Annotated in this window: 13 protein-coding genes and 4 tRNA genes; all 17 read right to left on the bottom strand. The window is 67.9% G+C overall.

Annotated elements, in window-relative coordinates:
• Nucleotides 1-8: 8 nt before the first annotated feature.
• Entirely contained in the window at nucleotides 9-2,090 is a 2,082-nt protein-coding gene (gene nuoG / locus ACFFGY_RS07875; protein ID WP_377043907.1) for an NADH-quinone oxidoreductase subunit NuoG, read from the bottom strand.
• Between the two features lie 4 nt (nucleotides 2,091-2,094).
• Nucleotides 2,095-3,402: an NADH-quinone oxidoreductase subunit NuoF gene (gene nuoF, locus ACFFGY_RS07870; RefSeq protein ID WP_377043906.1), complete on the bottom strand. Its 1,308-nt coding sequence runs from the start codon at nucleotides 3,400-3,402 to the stop codon at nucleotides 2,095-2,097.
• A gap of 4 nt (nucleotides 3,403-3,406) precedes the next feature.
• Nucleotides 3,407-4,120 (bottom strand): complex I 24 kDa subunit family protein, encoded by a 714-nt coding sequence (locus ACFFGY_RS07865; RefSeq protein ID WP_377043905.1) that lies wholly within the window; start codon nucleotides 4,118-4,120, stop codon nucleotides 3,407-3,409.
• Nucleotides 4,117-5,397, bottom strand: coding sequence for an NADH-quinone oxidoreductase subunit D (locus ACFFGY_RS07860; protein WP_377043904.1), 1,281 nt, complete (start codon nucleotides 5,395-5,397; stop codon nucleotides 4,117-4,119). The genes ACFFGY_RS07865 and ACFFGY_RS07860 overlap by 4 nt, the downstream gene beginning before the upstream one ends.
• Nucleotides 5,394-6,077, bottom strand: a complete 684-nt coding sequence (locus ACFFGY_RS07855; protein WP_377043903.1) for an NADH-quinone oxidoreductase subunit C — start codon at nucleotides 6,075-6,077, stop codon at nucleotides 5,394-5,396. The genes ACFFGY_RS07860 and ACFFGY_RS07855 overlap by 4 nt, the downstream gene beginning before the upstream one ends.
• Entirely contained in the window at nucleotides 6,070-6,621 is a 552-nt protein-coding gene (locus ACFFGY_RS07850) for a NuoB/complex I 20 kDa subunit family protein (protein WP_377043902.1), read from the bottom strand. Before ACFFGY_RS07850 ends, ACFFGY_RS07855 begins: the two co-directional genes overlap by 8 nt.
• Before the next feature lie 114 nt (nucleotides 6,622-6,735).
• On the bottom strand, nucleotides 6,736-7,104 hold the full coding sequence (locus ACFFGY_RS07845; protein WP_377043901.1) for an NADH-quinone oxidoreductase subunit A: 369 nt from the start codon (nucleotides 7,102-7,104) through the stop codon (nucleotides 6,736-6,738).
• Nucleotides 7,105-7,294: 190 nt separating this feature from the next.
• Nucleotides 7,295-7,371 (bottom strand) — tRNA-Asp (locus ACFFGY_RS07840).
• Nucleotides 7,372-7,441: 70 nt separating this feature from the next.
• Nucleotides 7,442-7,518 (bottom strand) — tRNA-Asp (locus tag ACFFGY_RS07835).
• Nucleotides 7,519-7,619: 101 nt separating this feature from the next.
• A tRNA-Val gene (locus ACFFGY_RS07830) sits at nucleotides 7,620-7,694 on the bottom strand.
• 67 nt (nucleotides 7,695-7,761) lie between these two features.
• On the bottom strand, nucleotides 7,762-8,037 hold the full coding sequence (locus tag ACFFGY_RS07825; RefSeq protein ID WP_377043900.1) for an HU family DNA-binding protein: 276 nt from the start codon (nucleotides 8,035-8,037) through the stop codon (nucleotides 7,762-7,764).
• 228 nt (nucleotides 8,038-8,265) lie between these two features.
• Nucleotides 8,266-10,677 carry an endopeptidase La gene (gene lon / locus ACFFGY_RS07820; protein WP_377043899.1) on the bottom strand — a complete coding sequence of 804 codons (2,412 nt, stop codon included), beginning with the start codon at nucleotides 10,675-10,677 and terminating at the stop codon, nucleotides 8,266-8,268.
• 126 nt (nucleotides 10,678-10,803) lie between these two features.
• The gene (gene clpX / locus ACFFGY_RS07815; protein ID WP_377043898.1) at nucleotides 10,804-12,060 is read right to left on the bottom strand and encodes an ATP-dependent Clp protease ATP-binding subunit ClpX; all 1,257 of its coding nucleotides are present in this window, start codon (nucleotides 12,058-12,060) and stop codon (nucleotides 10,804-10,806) included.
• 129 nt (nucleotides 12,061-12,189) lie between these two features.
• Entirely contained in the window at nucleotides 12,190-12,843 is a 654-nt protein-coding gene (gene clpP / locus ACFFGY_RS07810) for an ATP-dependent Clp endopeptidase proteolytic subunit ClpP (protein ID WP_377043897.1), read from the bottom strand.
• A gap of 351 nt (nucleotides 12,844-13,194) precedes the next feature.
• Nucleotides 13,195-14,547: a trigger factor gene (gene tig, locus ACFFGY_RS07805; RefSeq protein WP_377043896.1), complete on the bottom strand. Its 1,353-nt coding sequence runs from the start codon at nucleotides 14,545-14,547 to the stop codon at nucleotides 13,195-13,197.
• A gap of 35 nt (nucleotides 14,548-14,582) precedes the next feature.
• A tRNA-Leu gene (locus tag ACFFGY_RS07800) sits at nucleotides 14,583-14,667 on the bottom strand.
• 124 nt (nucleotides 14,668-14,791) lie between these two features.
• Nucleotides 14,792-16,282, bottom strand: a complete 1,491-nt coding sequence (locus ACFFGY_RS07795) for an NAD(P)H-hydrate dehydratase (protein WP_377043895.1) — start codon at nucleotides 16,280-16,282, stop codon at nucleotides 14,792-14,794.
• Nucleotides 16,283-16,342 lie beyond the last annotated feature (60 nt).

Here is a 16,342-nt window from a genome sequence, read left to right as displayed (position 1 = left end):
GCCCGTTTTTACTCCGCCGCCATCTGCGAGGGCACGTCTTCGCGACGCGCCCGGCTGCACTCGGCCATCACCTCGCTCGCGCGCGTCATGGCATCCACGATGTAGTAGTCGGCGATCGGCAGCACGAAACCGCCGCCCGCCACCGTGGCGCCGGCCGCGGCCGGGCCGGAGGCCGGCACCGCAGCCGGCGTCAGCACGCCGACCTGCCCGAAGACCGGGTTCGCCGACACCAGCGCGGCGCGGATCGCCGCCTCATCGTCGTAGGGCAGCGGCCGGCCGATCACCTGGCTGAAGGCGCGCAGGATGCGCCAGTCCTCCCGCGCCTCACCCGGCGGGAACACCGAGCGGCGGCCGCGTTGCACGCGTCCCTCGGTGTTCACGTAGGTGCCCTCCTTCTCGAGGTAGGTCGCACCCGGCAGGATCACGTCAGCCCGCGACGCGGCCCGGTCACCATGGTGCCCCTGGTAGACCACGAAGGTTCCATCCGAGATCAGCGCCGGGTCGAAGCCGTCGGCGTCCAGCAGCCACAGCGCGTCCACGCCGCCGTTCAGCATGGCACCGAGGTCCTTGGCCCCCTCGCCCGGCACCAGGCCGAGGTCGAGCGCGCCCACCTGGCCGCCGAACTGGTGCAGCATGGCAAAGCCGTTCCAATCCTCGCGCAGGGCGCCGAGCCGTCCGGCCAGAGCCCAAGCCGCCGCCAGCACCGCGGCGCCGTCCGGACGCGCCAGCGCGCCGCGGCCCAGGATCACCAGCGGGTTCTTGGCTTCCCGCAGGGTCTTGGCGAAGGCACCGTCACCCTGCTCCAGCGTCGCAAGGATGTCCGCCCCGTCGCCGAGGTGCTCGGCCGCGTAGGTCAGGTCCAGCCCGGCCGGGCCGACATAGCCGACCGAGAGCGCGCTGCTGTTCGCCCAGCGCTTGCGAATGCGCGCGTTCAGCACCGGCGCCTCGACGCGCGGGTTGCTGCCGATGATGACGATCGCGTCCGCCCGATCAATCCCGCGGATACCGGAATTGAAGGTGTAGAAGGCGCGGCTGGAAGCATCCAGCGCCGCGCCGTCCTGCCGGCAGTCGACGTTGCGCGAGCCCAGCGTGCCCATCAGGTCGCGCAGCGCCAGCATCGCCTCGGCATCCACGGTGTCGCCCACCACCGCACCGATGCGGTCACCGGAGACACCGCGCAGCCGCGCCGCGATGGCCTCGAAGGCTTCTTCCCAGCTCGCCGGCTTCAGGCGCCCGTCGCGCTTCACCCAGGGCCGGTCCAGCCGCTTGCGCTTCACCGCGTCGTGCGAGAAGCGCGACCGGTCGCCCAGCCATTCCTCGTTCACGTCGTCGTTGATGCGCGGCAGCACGCGCAGGATGTCGGGCCCGCGGAAGTCCACGCGGATATTGGCACCCACCGCGTCCATCACGTCCACGCTGTCGGCGTGCGACAGCTCCCACGGGCGCGAGGCGAAGGCGTAGGGCCGGCTGGTCAGCGCGCCCACCGGGCAGATGTCGATCAGGTTGCCGGCCAGCTCGGTGGTCAGCGCCTTCTCGATATAGGTGCCGATTTCCATGCTCTCGCCGCGCCCGGTGGCACCCATCTCCGGCACGCCCGCCACTTCCGCCGAGAAGCGGACGCAGCGGCTGCACAGGATGCAGCGGTTCATGATCGTCTTGATCAGCGGGCCGACATACTTGTCCTTCACCGCCCGCTTCGCCTCGCGGTAGCGGCTGTGGTCCATGCCGTAGGCCACGGCCTGGTCCTGCAGGTCGCACTCGCCGCCCTGGTCGCAGATCGGACAGTCGAGCGGGTGGTTGATCAGCAGGAATTCCATGACGTTGCGCCGGCTCTGACGAACCAGCGGGCTGTCGGTCATGATCTTCATGCCGTCCATCACCGGGAAGGAGCAGGACGACACCGGCTTGGGCGACTTCTCCACCTCGACCAGGCACATACGGCAGTTGCCGGCGATGCTCAGCCGCTCGTGGTAGCAGAAGCGCGGGATCTCCTTGCCCGCGATCTCGCAGGCCTGGAGCGCGGTGACGCCGGCCGGAACCTCGAGCTCCTGGCCGTCCACCGTGACCTTGATGGTCTTCACGTCGCTCATCGGATTACTCCGCCGCCATCGGCAGGGATGCCGGGGAATGCTGCCGCTTGTACTCGGCGATGCGCTCTTCCATCACCGGGCGGAAGTGCCGGATCAAGCCCTGCACCGGCCACACGCCGCCGTCGGCCAGCGCGCAGATGGTGTGACCCTCGATCTGGCGCGTCACCTGCTCCAGCACGTCGATCTCCTCGACCTCCGCGCGGCCCTCGACCATGCGCCACATCACCCGGTTCACCCAGCCCATGCCCTCGCGGCAGGGCGTGCACTGGCCGCAGCTCTCGTGCTTGTAGAACTTCGACAGCCGCGCAATGGCCCGGACGATGTCGGTGGACTTGTCCATCACGATCACGCCCGCCGAGCCCAGGCCCGACTTGTGCTCGCGCAGAGCGTCGAAATCCATCAGCACGTCGTCGCAGATGTGCTTGGGCAGCAGCGGCGTGGACGAGCCGCCCGGGATCACCGCCAGGAGGTTGTCCCAGCCGCCGCGGACACCGCCCGCGTAGCGCTCGATCATCTCGCGCAGCGGCATGCTCATTTCGCACTCGATGTTGCACGGATTGTTCACGTGCCCCGAGATGCAGAATATCTTGGTGCCGGAGTTCTTCGGCCGGCCGAAGCCCGCGAACCAGGACGCACCGCGGCGCAGGATCGTCGGAACCACCGAGATGGTCTCGACGTTGTTCACCGTGGTCGGGCACCCGTACAGACCCGCGGCCGCCGGGAACGGCGGCTTGAGGCGCGGCATGCCCTTCTTGCCCTCGAGGGACTCGATGAGCGCCGTTTCCTCGCCGCAGATATACGCACCCGCCCCACGATGGAGGTAGACGTCGTAATCGTAGCCGGAGCCCGAAGCGTTGTTCCCGATCAGGCCGGCCTCGTAGGCCTCCTCGATCGCGGCCTGCAGCACCTTGGCCTCGTTGGCGTACTCGCCGCGGATGTAGATGTAGGCGGCGCGCGCCCCCATCCCCACGCCCGCCAGCAGCGCGCCCTCGATCAGCGTGTGCGGATCGTGGCGGATGATGTCGCGGTCCTTGCAGGTCCCGGGCTCGGACTCGTCGGCGTTGATCACCAGGTAGGACGGGCGCCCGTCGCTCTGCTTGGGCATGAAAGACCACTTGAGGCCTGTCGGGAAGCCGGCGCCGCCGCGGCCGCGCAGGCCCGACTGCTTCACTTCCTCGACGATCCAGTCCCGGCCCTTGGCGATGATCGCCGCCGTGCCGTCCCAGGCCCCGCGGCTGCGCGCCGCCTGGAGATTCCAGGGGTGCAGGCCGTACAGGTTCTGGAAGATGCGATCCTTGTCGGAAATCGCCATGGGATCACTCCACCACCGGCGGCGCGCCCTTGGGCACCGCGGGAACGGTTCTCTGGGCCGGGGACACCGTCTCGATCTCCAGCAACACCTGCGGCCCGCCTTCCGGCGCGCTGGTCTGGCGCCCGATGGTGGAACCGATCGGCGGCCGCTCACCCCGGCGCAGCGCCTCGATCAGCTGCACCGTGCGATCGTAGTCGAGGTCCTCGTAGTAGTCGTCATCCACCTGCAGGATCGGCGCGTTGACGCAGGCGCCGAGGCACTCGACCTCGGTCAGCGTGAACATCCCGTCCTCGGAGGTGTCGCCGTAGCTCTTCAGCTTGCCCGCCACCTGGCAGGCCCGCAGCACGTCGTCGGAGCCGCGCAGCATGCAGGGCGTCGTGCCGCAAACCTGCAGGTGATAGCGGCCGATCGGCTTGGTGTTGAACATCAGGTAGAAGGTCGCGACCTCGTACACGCGGATCGGTGCGATGCCGAGGCGATGTGCGATCGCGTCCATTGCCACGCGCGGCACCCAGGCGCTGCCGGTGGTGCGGCCCATCTGCTTCTGCACGATGTGCAGCAGCGGGATGGTGCCGCTGGCCTTCTTGGCCTCCGGGTAGCGCGCCAGCACCGTCTCGATCTGGGCGTTGCTCTCAGCGTCGAAGCTGAAGGAGGTCGGCTCCTGCGGCTGCTGCTTGCCGATGGCGTGGGTCGGACCCTCGTGCGCGTGGTCGCTCAACGGTCGATCTCCCCGAACACGACATCGATGCTGCCGATGATCGCCACCGCGTCGGCCAGCATGTGCCCCTTGGACATCATCTCCATCGCCTGCAGGTGCGCGTAGCCGGGCGAGCGGATCTTGCAGCGGTACGGGCGGTTGGTGCCGTCCGCCACCAGGTACACGCCGAACTCGCCCTTGGGCGCCTCGACGGCGGTGTAGGTCTCGCCCGCCGGCACGTGGTAGCCCTCGGTATAGAGCTTGAAGTGATGGATCAGCGCTTCCATCGAGCGCTTCATCTCGGCGCGCCGCGGCGGAGTGATCTTGTTGTCCGGCGTCTTCACCGGACCCGGCTTCATCTGCGCCAGGCACTGCTTCACGATCTTGATGCTTTCGCGCATCTCGGCCACCCGCACGAGGTAGCGGTCGTAGCAGTCGCCGTTGCGCCCCACCGGGATGTCGAAATCCATCCGGTCATACACGTCGTAGGGCTGCTGCTTGCGCAGGTCCCAGGCGCAGCCCGAGGCGCGTAGGCAGGGACCGGTGAAGCCCCAGGCCATCGCGTCCTCCGCCGACACGACGCCGATGTCGACCGTGCGCTGCTTGATGATGCGGTTGCCCGTCACCAGCGTTTCCAGCTCGTCGATGAACTTCGGCAGACCGTCGGCCCACTCGGCGATACGCTCTTCCAGGCCCGCCGGCAGGTCGCGCGACACGCCGCCCGCCCGGAAGTAGTTGACGTGGTAGTGGCTGCCGCCCACCGCCTCGTAGAACTCCAGCCCGCGATCGCGCTGCTCGAAGCCCCAGAGCGGCGGCGTCGTGGCGCCCAGGTCCAGCGCGAAAGTGGTGACGTTCAGCAGGTGGTTCAGCAGCCGCGTCACCTCCGCCATCATCACGCGGATGTACTGGGCACGCTCCGGCACCTCGATGCTCAGCAGCTTTTCCTGCGCGAGCACGTAGGCGTGCTCCATGCACATCGGGCTGACGTAGTCGAGGCGGTCGAAATACGGGTTCGACTGCAGGTAGGTCTTGTGCTCGATGAACTTCTCGGTGCCGCGGTGCAGCAGCCCGATATGCGGGTCGGCACGCTCGACCTGCTCACCCTTCATCTCGAGGATCAGGCGCAGCACGCCGTGCGCCGCAGGATGCTGCGGCCCGAAGTTGATCGTGTGGTTGTCCACCTCGATCACGTTGCGCTGGTTCGGATCGTGCGGCACGTCCGGGCGCTCGCCGGGGCCGGCGTTGTTGCCGGACTGCACGGCGGCCGTCTCGGCCGGATCGTTGGTCGCGAGGCTCATGGCGAGACCTCCTTCCTTTCCGATTCAGCGGAAAGACGGTTCAGATGGACCTTCTCGTCGCCGGGCAGCGTGGTCATGCCTTCCCAAGGCGACAGGAAGTCGAAGTTGCGGAACTCCTGCGTCAGCTTCACCGGCTCGTAGACCACCTCGCGGCGCTCGGAGTCGTAGCGGACCTCGAGATGACCGGTGAGCGGGAAGTCCTTGCGCAGGGGATGACCTTCGAAGCCGTAATCCGTCAGCAGCCGGCGCAGATCCGGCTGGCCGTCGAAGACCACGCCGTACATGTCCCAGACCTCGCGCTCGAACCAGGTGGCGGTCGGCCAGACGTCGCAAACGCTCGGCACCGGCACCGCCTCGTTGGTGCGGGTCACCAGGCGGACGCGATGGTTGTGGCGCAGGCTCAACAGGTTCCACACCACCTCGAAACGCTCCGGCCGGTCCGGCCAGTCCACGCCGCAGATGTCCATGCATTGCTCGAAGGCGAATCGCGGGTCGTCGCGCAGCAGCATCGCCAGCGGCAGCACCGCTTCACGGCGGACCGTCAGCACCAGCTCGCCCACGCGGTTGACGCGGGCATCCAGCACGGCGCCGGCGGGCGCGGCGGCGCTGATGGCGGCGCCCAACGCCGCGGCCGCGGACTGCGGCGGGGTCTCGGGAGTGGAGTCGGTGTTCTCAGCCACGCAGGATAGTCCCCGTCCGGCGGATCTTCTTCTGGAGCTGCAGCACGCCGTAAACCAGGGCCTCCGCCGTGGGCGGGCAGCCCGGCACGTAGACGTCCACCGGCACGATCCGGTCGCAGCCGCGCACGACGCTGTAGGAGTAGTGATAGTAGCCGCCACCGTTGGCGCAGGAGCCCATCGAGATCACCCAGCGGGGCTCGCTCATCTGGTCGTAAACCTTGCGCAGCGCCGGGGCCATCTTGTTGGTCAGCGTACCGGCCACGATCATCACGTCGGACTGGCGCGGCGAGCCGCGCGGGATCACGCCGAATCGGTCCAGATCGTAGCGCGCCATGTAGGCGTGGATCATCGGCACCGCGCAGCAGGCCAGGCCAAAGGTCATCGGCCAGAGCGAGCCAGTACGCGCCCAGTTCACCACTTTGTCGATATTGGCGACGACGAAGCCTTTTTCTTCCACCTCGCCCGTGATGCCGCGGATCACGGCGTCCTGAGCGGGACCAGGAGGCAGAGCTTCCTTGTTCCAGGCGATGGCATTGTCACTCATCGAACTCTCCCACGCGCTGGTGGCGCGAAGCATTCAGTCGCAACGGGGTGGCCCCGGCCCGTGCCGTGGACCACCCGACTCCGGGGCATGAACCCGGTCATCCCCATATGGGGGTTATTCCCAGTCGAGAGCGCCTTTGCGCCATTCGTAGATGAAGCCGACCGTCAGGACCGCAAGGAAGGCCATCATCGACAGGAAGCCGACCCAGCCGATCCCACCGAGCGAAACCGCCCAGGGGAACAGGAAGGCCACTTCGAGGTCGAAAATGATGAACAGGATCGCCACGAGGTAGAAGCGGACGTCGAAGCGGTGCCGGGTGTCATCGAAAGGCTCGAAGCCGCACTCGTAGGTCGAGAGCTTCTCCGCATCCGGCTTCTGACGGGCCACCAGAAGCGACCCACCCACCATGGCGATGGAGATCACCGCGGCGATAGCGAGAAACACCAGGATCGGGAAATACTCTGAAAGCAGCGACTGCGTCATCGTCAGGTCCCAATAAGGGCACCATCACGGCATCTGGGTGCGGTGCACCACCCTCATAGTCCCACCGGATGAAGACCGCCATACCTCGAAATGAACTTCTAAATACATGACCATATTGGTCTTCTTTCCGGGCCGCAGTAACAACCCGGAGGGCCTCGAAGTAGCAGGAAGAGGAGGATAACGATGCGCGTGGCGCGAGTGACGGGGCTCGAACCCGCGACCTCCGGCGTGACAGGCCGGCGCTCTAACCAACTGAGCTACACCCGCTCAATCCGATGCGAACCATCGGCGGAACCGACTGGCGGACCCTGTGAACCCGGGATCTTCGGGACGTTGCTGGCGCGAGTGACGGGGCTCGAACCCGCGACCTCCGGCGTGACAGGCCGGCGCTCTAACCAACTGAGCTACACCCGCTCGCAACGTGAGGCGGGGGATACGGGCAGCCGCCGCGGGTGTCAAGAACACCGGATGGTTGTTTCGTCACACACCCGCGGTGGACCGTGTTTCGGGCAGAATGGTGGGCGCTGACGGATTCGAACCGCCGGCATCCTCGGTGTAAACGAGGCGCTCTACCGCTGAGCTAAGCGCCCTGGCCGTGACCGGAGGTCACGCCAAAACCAGGCCGGGCGGAGTGTAGCATCCCCGCCGGAAAAATCCTCAGCCGTTCAGCGCGTCCTTCAGCCCCTTGCCGGGCTTGAAGCGCACCGAGGTAGAGGCCTCAATCTTGATTTCCTCGCCGGTGCGGGGATTGCGGCCCGTGCCGGCCTTGCGCGTCGAGATCGAGAAGCTGCCGAAGCCGACGAGACGGACTTCCTGCTTCTCCTTCAGGGACGTCTCGACCGCCTTGAAGATGGCATCCACCACCTCCGTCGCCTTGGCGCGGGTCAATTCCCCCGTCTCGGCAACGACGGCAACGAGATCCTGCTTATTCACCTGTCAGTACCTCTTCGGTGCGCGAAAACAAATCCGGACAGCAGGAGCGAGGCTGTCCAGCAATGTTCCCGACACTAGAGGGGTTTCCGCCCGCGCGGAACCGCCCGGCACCCGGGCTGACGGCATTTTGCGGGAAGACAGGCCCCACGAGTCCTCCCAACAGAGAAGCTGTCGAGGGCTCCGGACCGGGGATGGACGGGGCGCCGCGCAGGCGACGCCCCTGCCCGTTCAGTGCGGCAGGCTGGGCGAGACCGGCGCGCCGGCCACTGCCTTGGCAGCCGCCGCGGCCTCGGCGGCCTCGTCCCACTCGATCGCCTCGGGCTTGTGAACCAGCGCCTGGGCGATGACCTCGTCGACGTGCGCCACCGGCAGGATCTTGAGGAACTTCTTCACCGAGTCGGGGATCTCGGCCAGATCCTTCTCATTGTCCTTCGGGATGAAGACGGTGGTGACACCGGCCCGCATCGCCGCCAGCAGCTTCTCCTTCAACCCGCCGATCGGCAGCACCCGCCCACGCAGCGTGATCTCGCCCGTCATCGCCACGTCTTTGCGGACGGGAATGCCGGTCATGATCGACACCATGGCGGTGGCCATGGCGATGCCGGCGGAAGGCCCGTCCTTCGGCGTCGCGCCCTCCGGCACGTGCACGTGGATGTCGCGCTTCTCCAGCATGTTCGGCTTGATGCCGAACTGGATGGAGCGGCTGCGGACGTAGCTCAGCGCCGCGGAGACGCTTTCCTGCATCACGTCGCCCAGCTTGCCGGTGTGCTTCACCGCACCCTTGCCCGGCAGCAGAACGGCCTCGATGGTCAGGATCTCGCCGCCCACCTCGGTCCAGGCGAGGCCGGTGACGGCACCCACCTGATCCTCCAGCTCCGCCTCGCCGTAGCGGTACTTCTGGACGCCCGCGTACTTCTCGAGGTTCTTGCGGGTGACCGCGACCTTCTTCGCCTTGCCGGACACGATCTCCCGCACCGCCTTGCGCGCCACGCCGCCGAGCTCACGCTCGTAGGAGCGCACGCCGGCTTCGCGGGTGTAGTAGCGGGCGAGGTCGAGCAGCGCCTCGTCAGTGATCGTCCACTCGCCGGCCTTCAGCCCGTTCGCCTCGGTGACCTTGGCGATCAGGTGCCGCTTGGCGATCTGGATCTTCTCATCCTCGGTGTAGCCGGGGATGCGGATGATCTCCATGCGGTCCAGCAGCGGCTGGGGCATCTTCAGCGAGTTGGCGGTCGTGATGAACATCACGTCCGACAGGTCGTAGTCGACCTCCAGGTAGTGGTCGGCGAAGCTGGCGTTCTGCTCCGGATCCAGCACCTCCAGCAGGGCCGAGGACGGGTCGCCACGCCAGTCGGCGCCGAGCTTGTCGATCTCGTCCAGCAGGAACAGCGGGTTCGAGGTCTTGGCCTTCTTCATGCCCTGGATGACCTTGCCCGGCATGGAGCCGATATAGGTCCGCCGGTGGCCGCGCACCTCGGCCTCGTCCCGCACGCCGCCCAGCGACATGCGCACGAAGTTCCGGTTCGTCGCCTTGGCGATGGACTTACCGAGGGAGGTCTTGCCGACGCCCGGAGGACCCACGAGGCACAGGATCGGCCCCTTGATCTTCTGGGAGCGCGACTGCACCGCCAGGTACTCGAGGATGCGCTCCTTGACCTTCTCCAGCCCGTAGTGATCGGCGTCGAGGGTTTCCTCGGCCGTCTTCAGGTCGTTCTTGGTCTTGCTCTTCTTCTTCCAGGGGATCGAGAGCATCCAGTCGAGGTAGTTGCGCACCACCGTCGCCTCGGCGCTCATCGGCGACATGGTCTTGAGCTTCTTCAGCTCACCCAGGGCCTTCTCGCGCGCCTCGGCCGAGAACTTGGTGGCCTTGATCTTGGCCTCGAGCTCGGCGGTCTCGTCCTTGCCCTCGTCGCCCTCGCCCAGCTCCTTCTGGATCGCCTTGAGCTGTTCGTTCAGGTAGTACTCGCGCTGCGTCTTCTCCATCTGCCGCTTCACGCGGTTCCGGATGCGCTTCTCCACCTGCAGGACGCCGATCTCGCTTTCCATGTGCGCGAAGACGCGCTCCAGCCGGTTGGCGACGCCCACCGTCTCGAGCAGGTCCTGCTTCTCGGAAATCTTGAGGTTCAGGTGGCTGGCCACCGTGTCGGCGAGCTTGGCCTGGTCCTCGATCTGGTTGATCGAGACCAGCACCTCGGGCGCGATCTTCTTGTTGAGCTTGATGTACTGCTCGAACTGCGTGACCACGGAGCGGGCCAGCGCCTCGAGCTCCTTGCCCTCACCCGGAGCAGGCTCCTCCACCGGCGAGGCGTAGGCCTCGAAGTGGCTGCCGGTTTCCTTCCAGCTCTCGACCTTGGCGCGCCGGCCGCCCTCGACCAGCACCTTCACGGTGCCGTCGGGCAGCTTCAGCAGCTGCAACACCGTGGACACGGTGCCGATGTCGTACAGGTCGGAGGCCTCGGGATCGTCCTGCGCCGCGTTGCGCTGGGCCAGCAGGAGGATCTGCTTGTCCTCCCGCATCACCGCCTCGAGCGCGCGGACCGACTTCTCGCGGCCCACGAAGAGCGGCACGATCATGTGGGGGAAAACAACGATATCCCGTAGCGGCAGTACGGGGAGCAGTTCGCCGCTGGCAGTTTCCGTCATGGGACCTCACGAGTGACAGTCGGCACATTGACCGCCTGTGAGCAGCACGGTCCCGGTGCCACGGGGGTGATGGTCAGATGGTGCGCCGCGCCACACCCCACAACAGGGGCGGCGCGGCGCCATGCATCACGCAGAGGTCTGTTCCGCAGGCCGCTCGCCATAGATGAACAGCGGCGTGCCGCGACCTTCCGCGACCTCTTTGTTCACGACCACTTCCTCGACCTCGTCGAGGCCGGGGAGCTCGAACATGGTGCCGAGCAGGATGCCCTCCATGATGGAGCGCAGCCCGCGGGCGCCCGTCTTGCGCTGGATCGCCCGCCCGGCCACCGAGCGCAGCGCATCCTCGGTGAAGGTCAGCTTGGTGGCCTCCATCTCGAACAGGCGCTGGTACTGCTTCAGCAGGGCGTTCTTGGGCTTGGTCAGGATCTCGATGAGGGCCTTCTCATCTAGGTCCTCCAGCGTGGCGATCACCGGCAGGCGGCCGATGAACTCCGGGATCAGGCCGAACTTCAGCAGGTCCTCGGGCTCGACCTCGCGCAGGATGGCGCCCTGGCGGCGTTCGTCCGGGCCACGGACCTCGGCACCGAAGCCGATGCCCGAACCCTTGCCCTTGGCCGCGATGATCTTGTCGAGGCCGGCGAACGCGCCGCCCACGATGAACAGGATGTTGGAGGTATCCACCTGCAGGAACTCCTGCTGGGGGTGCTTCCGGCCACCCTGCGGCGGCACGGAGGCGACCGTGCCCTCCATGATCTTCAGCAGCGCCTGCTGGACACCCTCGCCCGACACGTCGCGCGTGATCGAGGGGTTGTCCGACTTGCGGGAAATCTTGTCGACCTCGTCGATGTAGACGATGCCGCGCTGCGCCCGCTCGACGTTGTAGTCGGCCGCCTGCAGCAGCTTCAGGATGATGTTCTCAACATCCTCACCGACGTAGCCGGCCTCGGTCAGCGTGGTGGCGTCGGCCATGGTGAAGGGCACGTCGAGGATGCGCGCGAGCGTCTGGGCCAGCAGCGTCTTGCCCGAGCCCGTCGGGCCCACCAGCATGATGTTGCTCTTGGCGATCTCGACCTCACCGGTCTTCGCCCCCGCCGCCAGGCGCTTGTAATGGTTGTGCACCGCCACCGAGAGCACCTTCTTGGCGTGCTCCTGCCCGATGACGTAGTCGTCGAGGACCTTGCAGATCTCCTTGGGCGTGGGCACGCCGTCGCGAGACTTCACGAGGGTCGTCTTGTGCTCCTCGCGGATGATGTCCATGCACAGCTCGACGCATTCATCGCAGATGAACACGGTCGGACCGGCGATGAGCTTGCGGACCTCATGCTGCGATTTGCCGCAGAAGGAGCAATACAGGGTGTTCTTTGAGTCGCCGGACTTGCTCATGCTTGCTCCTGCCCCTTCCAGCCCGCCCTTTCCGGGCCAAGCCGAAGGGCAAAGGGTACTCTAGCCCCCTCCGCACGCGCGGGGGAAGCGGCAACGCCCCGGCCGGTCCGGCCGGGGCGCCATGGGTTCTCAGCCCGCCTTCGGGGCACCGTCGGTCGTGGCGGCAACGGGACGCTGGTCCACCACCTGATCGATCAGGCCGAAGTCGCGGGCTTCCTCGGCGGACATGTAGGTGTCGCGCTCCAGCTTGGCCTCGATCGCCTCGACCGGCTGACCGGTGTGCTTCACGTAGATCTGGTTCAGCCGCTTGCGCAGGTCGAGGATCTCGCGCGCCTGGATCTCGATGTCGGTCGCCTGGCCCTGGGCGCCGCCCGAGGGCTGGTGCACCATGATGCGGCCATTCGGCAGTGAGAAGCGCTTGCCCTTCTCGCCGGCGGTCAGCAGCAGCGAGCCCATCGACGCCGCCATGCCCATGCACACGGTGCTCACCGGCGCGCGGATGTACTGCATGGTGTCGTAGATCGCGAGGCCGGCCGAAACCACGCCACCCGGGGAGTTGATGTAGAACGAGATCTCCTTGTTGGGGTTCTCGCTCTCCAGGAACAGCAGCTGGGCGCAGATCAGCGAGGCAACGCCGTCGTAGACCTGACCGGTGAGGAAGATGATCCGCTCCTTGAGCAGGCGCGAATAGATGTCGAAGGAACGCTCCCCGCGGGCGGTCTGCTCGATGACCATCGGCACGAGGGCATTGCTGTAGAATTCAACCGGATCGCGGTCACGCATCGGAACTTCCTTTCGCCACCGGGTTCTAGCCCGTGCTGGCGGCGGCGCGGCCAGGAGCCCTTGCGCTCCCCTGCCACCCGACCCCCAGCCCCGCCATCCTATCGCCACGAAGGTGAAGAAGGTGATGATGGGGCCACTCGGCAGGCCGGTCCGCCCCGGCACGTAACGCGCCTCGGCATGAGGAAGATGGCCCGCCTTCCCCACGGATGGAAGGGGGCGGAGGACGGATAAAACCCGACCCGTCATAAAGGTGAAACGGGCGCCCCAGAGGGACACCCGTTTCATCAGTCAGAATAAAGCCCCTGCCCGGAGGGGCCGGCCATCAGTCCTCCCCCTCCGCGCAAGCCCGTCTCAGGCGGAGGCGGCGTCGGCCTGCAGTTCCTCGGAAGGCACCACCCGCTCGTTGACCTTGGCCAGCTCGAGCATGAAGTCCACCACCTTCTCCTCGAAGAGCGGCGCGCGCAGCCCCTCGATCGCCTGCGGGTTCTTCTGGAAGTACTCCACCACCTGCCGCTCCTGCCCCGGGTAGCGGCCGGCCTCGGCGCGCACGGCGCGGGCCAGCTCGTCCTGGGCGACCTGGACGTTGTTGGTGCGGCCGATCTCGCTGACCAGCAGGCCCAGGCGGATGCGGCGCTCGGCGATCTTGCGGTACTCGTCGCGCAGCGTCGCCTCGTCCTTGCCCTTGTCTTCCTCATCGAGGCGGCCGGCCTTCAGGTCGGCCTCGACCCGCTGCCAGATGCCCTCGAACTCGGCATCCACCATGCCCTGCGGCACGGGGAAGTCGGCGCGCTCGGCCAGGGCGTCGAGCAGCTGGCGCTTCACCTTCATGCGCGACACCTGGTCGTACTGGTTCTGCAGGATCGCCTTCATCTGCGTCCGCAGTTCCTCGATGCCGCCCTCGACGCCGACGTTCTTGGCGAACTCGTCGTCCATCTCGGGCTTCACCGACTTCTTCAGCGCCTTGGCCGTCATCTCGAAGGTGGCCGGACGGCCCGCGAGGTCGGGGGCGTGGTACTCGGCGGGGAAGGTCACCTCGACGTGGCGGGTCTCACCCACCTTGATGCCGTCCAGGCCCTCGGAGAAGCCCGGGATAAAGCCCGTGCCGCCGATCTCCACCGGCATGTCGGTGCCCGAACCGCCCTCGAAGGCCACGAGTTCACCCTCGGGCTCGTCCTTGGGGCGGGCGCGGCCGGTGAAGTCCACCACCACGGTGTCACCCGTCGTCGCGGCGCGATCCTCGTTGACGTCCTCGAGCTTGGCGGCGCGGCCAGCCAGACCCTCGAGGGCCTTGTTGACCTCCTCGTCGGTCGGCTCGGCCTTCAGGCGCTCCACCTCGATGGTGCCGAATTCCGGCATCGGGATCTCCGGCAGCACTTCCATCTCGACGCGGAAGGCGAGGTCCTTGCCCTCGGCGAAGTCCTGCAGGTCGATCTTGGGCTGCTGCGCGGGCTTGAGCCCACGGTCGTTCAGCAGCTGGCGCGTGGCGTCCTGCACGCGCTCCTCCAGCACTTCGCCGGTCACGGCGGCGCCGTAGCGGCCCTTGACCACCGACATCGGCACCTTGCCGGGGCGGAAGCCCGGGATGCGCAGGTCCTTCGCGACCTGAACGAGCCGCTTATCCCGCGCCGCCTCTACCTCGGCCGCCTGCACAACAACGTCGAAGGAGCGCTTCAGCCCCTCCGTCGCGACCTCGGTCACCTGCATATCGTCTGGTCCCAGTTCCAAAAATCCGAGCGACCTGGTGCGGGCGGAGGGACTCGAACCCCCACGGCTTGCGCCACTGGAACCTAAATCCAGCGTGTCTACCAATTCCACCACGCCCGCGAGGCCGCAAACCTCAAGCGCGGGCGTGTAGCCCAAGGATGAGGGCTTTCCAAGTCAGGGGAGCGGCGCCGGCAAAACATCGTCGCAACGATCCCTCTCCCGGCCGCACTTCCCTTATGACATGTCAGGCGTATGTCTCTGTCCACTGGGCAAAGGCACGGGGAATCCCCGCCGCCACATCCTCCGCCACGACGCCGGCCCCCGTCGGTGCCGCGGCGCCGTGAAGCCATACCGCTGCCGCAGCGGCCTCGAAGGGCTCCAACCCCTGCCCCAGCATCGCGCCGCAGATCCCCGACAGCACGTCGCCGCTGCCCGCCGTGGCAAGGGTGGGCGGCGCGTTGCTGTTGATCGCCACCCGCCCGTCGGGCGCGGCCACCACCGTGTCGCTGCCCTTGAGCACCACCACGGCGCCCGTCAGCGAGGCCGCTTGCCGCGCCGCTTCGGGCTTGTCCGTCTGGGCGAGGTCGCCGAGCGGCCCGAAGACGCGCCCGAACTCCCCGCCATGGGGCGTGATGATGCTGGCGCCCCGCAGCCGCTCCGGCGCGCCGGCGCAAAGTGTCAGGCCGCCGGCATCCACCACCAGTCGGTCACCGGCCTCCATGACCTTCGCCAGGAGGTCCCGCGCCCGGTCGTCGGGCACCATCCCCGGTCCCAGGACCCAGACCTTTCCCTTGCCGCCCACGAGCGCCTCGGCCGGCGGGTCGGCGATGATGTCGCCGGCCTCCGCCACGCCGCGCAGCAGGAAGGCCGCGCCCTGCGTCGTGGCGGCCACGGTCACCAGCCCCGCGCCAGCCCGCCGCGCCCCCGCAGCGGCCAGGCGCGCGGCCCCGGGCATGGTCGCGCCCGCCGCCACGACCACGTGGCCGCGGGAATGCTTGTGCATCGCCGCCCCGGGCACCGGCAGCCGCCACAGTGCCGGCCCGTTGCGCCAGCAACGGACCCGGAGCGCCTCGATCAACCCCGGTGGAAAGCCGAGTTCCACCACCTCCAGCGCGCCGCACAGGTCCCGTCCCGGAAGGAGGACGTGGCCCGGCCGCGCACGCTCCAGCGCCACCGTCACCGCGGCCTCGGGCGCGAAGCCGCGCACCTGGCCGGTGGCACCGTCCAGGCCGCTCGGCACGTCCACCGCCAGGATCGGCGCCCGAATTGCGCGCAGCACCGCTTCCGCCTCCGCCGGCAGGTCGCGCGACAGCCCGGCGCCGAATAGCGCATCGATCACCAGCCCCGCCCGCCCGACGGCCTCCGGCGAGAACGGCACCCTCACCCCGCGCCAGCGCCCGGCAGCCTCGGCGGCAACGCTGTTTTCCGGCGGCATGCCGAACGCGGCCACCGCCACCGGCCAGCCCGCCTCCTCCAGGAGGCGCGCCGCCACCCAGCCGTCGCCGCCGTTGTTGCCGGGCCCCGCCAGCACCACCACCGGGCGCGGCCGCCAGCGGCGCATGGCGGCGCGTGCCACCGCCCGGCCGGCCGCAGCCATCAGGCGCTCCAGGCTCACCCCTGCCTCGGCCGCCGCCTGGTCCAGCCGCCGGCTCTCGTCGGGCAGCAGCAGTTCGGCCGGGGCGGGGCGCGTCGCCTGCCGCGGATTTTTGTCGTCGCGTCGCGGGAAAACGGGCATGTCGGTACGCTAACGTCCTGGCGCCGGGCGGGATGCGCCGCCCGCCAGGGTCGCCGGGGC

Source organism: Roseomonas elaeocarpi, assembly GCF_042433915.1.
Taxonomy (GTDB): Bacteria; Pseudomonadota; Alphaproteobacteria; order Acetobacterales; family Acetobacteraceae; genus Roseomonas; species Roseomonas elaeocarpi.
Note: the sequence above shows the minus strand (reverse complement) of the source record. Positions and strands in the feature narration are given on the sequence as shown.

Excerpts from the sequence above, each read along its gene's own strand:
- ACFFGY_RS07850 (WP_377043902.1), bottom strand. The coding sequence starts at position 6,621 with ATGAGTGACAATGCCATCGCCTGGAACAAGGAAGCTCTGCCTCCTGGT.
- clpP (WP_377043897.1), bottom strand. The coding sequence starts at position 12,843 with ATGCGTGACCGCGATCCGGTTGAATTCTACAGCAATGCCCTCGTGCCG.
- tig (WP_377043896.1), bottom strand. The coding sequence starts at position 14,547 with ATGCAGGTGACCGAGGTCGCGACGGAGGGGCTGAAGCGCTCCTTCGAC.
- ACFFGY_RS07845 (WP_377043901.1), bottom strand. The coding sequence starts at position 7,104 with ATGACGCAGTCGCTGCTTTCAGAGTATTTCCCGATCCTGGTGTTTCTC.
- ACFFGY_RS07860 (WP_377043904.1), bottom strand. The coding sequence starts at position 5,397 with ATGAGCCTCGCGACCAACGATCCGGCCGAGACGGCCGCCGTGCAGTCC.
- lon (WP_377043899.1), bottom strand. The coding sequence starts at position 10,677 with ATGACGGAAACTGCCAGCGGCGAACTGCTCCCCGTACTGCCGCTACGG.
- clpX (WP_377043898.1), bottom strand. The coding sequence starts at position 12,060 with ATGAGCAAGTCCGGCGACTCAAAGAACACCCTGTATTGCTCCTTCTGC.
- ACFFGY_RS07795 (WP_377043895.1), bottom strand. The coding sequence starts at position 16,282 with ATGCCCGTTTTCCCGCGACGCGACGACAAAAATCCGCGGCAGGCGACG.
- nuoG (WP_377043907.1), bottom strand. The coding sequence starts at position 2,090 with ATGAGCGACGTGAAGACCATCAAGGTCACGGTGGACGGCCAGGAGCTC.
- nuoF (WP_377043906.1), bottom strand. The coding sequence starts at position 3,402 with ATGGCGATTTCCGACAAGGATCGCATCTTCCAGAACCTGTACGGCCTG.